The sequence below is a fragment of the Planomonospora algeriensis genome (genome assembly GCF_977012225.1).
Window position 1 is genome coordinate 1 of sequence record NZ_CDRNDK010000655.1, and the last position, 2,743, is coordinate 2,743.

General features: G+C 75.7%; 3 protein-coding genes. 2 read left to right on the top strand and 1 reads right to left on the bottom strand.

What is annotated here, in order from left to right:
- The coding region (locus ACWJ6R_RS34045) for a dihydrolipoamide acetyltransferase family protein (RefSeq protein ID WP_449066155.1) at positions 1–921 on the top strand (921 nt) is incomplete at its 5' end.
- Positions 922–1,105: 184 nt separating this feature from the next.
- Positions 1,106–1,399, top strand: coding sequence for a Dabb family protein (locus ACWJ6R_RS34050; RefSeq protein ID WP_449066156.1), 294 nt, complete (start codon positions 1,106–1,108; stop codon positions 1,397–1,399).
- 63 nt (positions 1,400–1,462) lie between these two features.
- On the opposite strand, the gene ACWJ6R_RS34055 is transcribed toward ACWJ6R_RS34050, so the two are convergent.
- Positions 1,463–2,683, bottom strand: coding sequence for an adenylosuccinate synthetase (locus ACWJ6R_RS34055; RefSeq protein WP_449066157.1), 1,221 nt, complete (start codon positions 2,681–2,683; stop codon positions 1,463–1,465).
- Positions 2,684–2,743: the final 60 nt, after the last annotated feature.

Here is a 2,743-nt window from a genome sequence, read left to right on the forward strand (position 1 = left end):
GCCGTGCCGGGTGCGCCGGGCCCGTCCGTCGCAGCCCCCGGCCCGCAGGCCGAGGGACGCGCGGCGGTGCTGGCCAAGCCCCCGGTGCGCAAGCTCGCCAAGGACCTCGGGATCGACCTGGCCGCGCTCACCGGGACCGGGCCGCAGGGCTCGATCACCCGGGAGGACGTGCACGCGGCGGCGGCCGCGCCCGTACGGCCTGCGGCGCGGGCCGGGGCGGCGGACGAGGAGCGGATCCCGGTCAAGGGCGTGCGGAAGGCGACCGCCCAGGCCATGGTGGCCTCGGCGTTCACCGCCCCGCACGTCACCGAGTTCCTCCAGGTGGACATGACCGGGACCATGGAGGCGGTCGGGCGGCTGCGCGCCCTCGACGACTTCGCCGGGGTCAAGGTCTCGCCGCTGCTCCTGGTCGCCAAGGCGCTGCTCGTCGCGGTCCGCCGCCACCCGATGATCAACTCGGCGTGGGACGAGGCGGCGCAGGAGATCGTGGTCAAGCGCCGCGTGAACCTGGGCATCGCCGCCGCGACCCCCCGCGGCCTGCTCGTGCCCAACGTCAAGGACGCCCACTCCCTGTCGCTGCCGGAACTCGCGGCGGCTCTGGCGGAGCTGGCCGAGACCGCGCGGGCCGGCCGTACCCGGCCGGAGGACATGGCGGGCGGCACGATCACGATCACCAACGTGGGCGTGTTCGGGGTGGACGCCGGGACGCCGATCCTCAACCCGGGCGAGTCCGCGATCCTGGCCCTCGGCCAGGTCAGGGACATGCCGTGGGTGGTGGACGGGCAGCTCGCGGTGCGCAAGGTGTGCACGCTCGCGCTCTCCTTCGACCACCGGGTGGTGGACGGCGAGCTCGGTTCGCTGTTCCTGCGCGACATCGGGGCGATGCTCCAGGACCCGCTGCGCATGCTCGCCTGGAGCTGAGGCCGCGCGGCCGGAGCCGGACGCTGAAGGACCAGGACCAGGACCAGGACCGGAGGATCGGGGCCGGATGCCGGAGGTCCCGGGCCGGAGCCGGACGGCCGGAGACCGGTGGGCCCCGCCGCGCGCCGGCGGGGCCCACCGTACGCTGGCGGGCATCCGAACCACGAGGGAGACAGGACCGACCATGTTCCGCCACATCGTGCTGCTCGCCTGGACCGAGGACGCCACCGACGAGCAGAAGGCCGCCGTCGCGGCCGGACTGGCCAGGCTGCCGGAGCTGATCCCGCAGCTGCGCTCCTACGTGATCGGCCACGACGCGGGGGTGAGCACCGGCAACCACGACTTCGCGGTGGTCGCGGACTTCGACAGCGTCGAGGACTACGTCGTCTACCGGGACCACCCGGAGCACCAGGCCGTGATCGCCGAGCGCATCAAGCCGATCCTGGCCTCCCGCGCCGCCGTGCAGTACCACGTCTAGACCGCCTGCGGGACCCGGCCACCGGCGGAGGCAGCCGGCGCGCGCCGCCGTACGGTGCCATGCCTAGACCGCCCGTAGGACCCGGCCCCCGGTGGAGGCGATCAGCGCCTTGTCCGCGGCGGTCGGGCCGGAGGAGCCCAGCCAGACGGGTGCGCCCAGCGCCCCGGCGACCGCCTCCGGCCAGTCGTCCACGCCGTCGCGGTAGTGCGGCCGGGCCCGCTCCAGCCGGGCGGTGAGCCGGGCCTGGCCCTCCAGGTCGCCCCTGCGGCCCACCGGGAGCTCGCCGATGTCGTAGGAGTCGCACATCCGCGAGACCGGCGCGTCCAGGTGGGTGAGGGCCAGGACGTCCGCCCCGCCCGCCGCCGACAGCGCGTAGCGGTGCGCGACGGCGTCGAAGTGCCCGGTCCGGAACGGGCCCTGCCAGCGGCCGTCCCGGTTGTGCGGCTCGGGCAGGCGCAGCCCCGGGTCCTCGGTGACCAGCGGCCCCGGCCCGTGCCGGGTCGTGTAGGTGCGCAGCACGCCGAGCCGTACGGCGGCGGCCCCGTCGAGCAGCGCCAGCGCGTTGCCGAAGGTCGTGGTGCTCCAGGTCGTGTGGGGGTGGAAGCCGTGCCACTCGTCGAGCAGCACCCCCTGGGCGCCCTCGAAGACGACGGGCCGCCTGCGCAGCAGGGCGGTGACGTAGGAGGGGTCGACCAGGACCACCCGCTCGGCGAACGCGCGGTAGGCCGCCACGCAGTCGGCGACCGGCGGCCCGCCCGCGCCGAGCCGCTCGCGCAGCGCCTCCAGCTTGCGGGTCAGCGCCCACGGCCGCTCGCAGTCGCCGATCTTCGGAGCCATGAACGGGTGCTCCAGCGCGTAGGCCATCACCTCGCCGACGCCCATCCCGCAGGACCCGTGCCGCCTCTCACCGCGCGCCAGCTCCCGGGCCCGCCCGGCCGCCACGTGGTACGGCGTGGCGAGCAGGGCCTCCCGGTCGACGGTGAGCATGCCGTACGGGTCCGGGACGCCGATCCGGCGCAGGTGGTCGGCCTCGGCGGTGAGCGCGAAGGGGTCCACCACGGTGTACCGGGACAGGTGGGTCGGCACGCCGCGCAGGGTCCCCGACCCGAACTGGGAGAACGTGTGGTGCCGCCCGTCGGGCAGCACGACGTTGTGCCCGGCCTGGGCGCCCCCGTTGAACCTGACCACCGCCGCGACCCCGCCGCGGGCGCAGAGCCAGTCGACGACGGTGCCCTTGCCGGCGTCGCCGTACCCGAGGTCGACGACGATCACGTGGTCCTTCACAGCCGGGTCACCCCGCTGCCGCCGGGAGCGGCGGGACCGCCCGGGCGGCCCGGTCGGCCC

Bases quoted from the DNA above. Each gene is read 5' to 3' on its own strand.
- ACWJ6R_RS34050 (WP_449066156.1), top strand. From the start codon at position 1,106: ATGTTCCGCCACATCGTGCTGCTCGCCTGGACCGAGGACGCCACCGAC.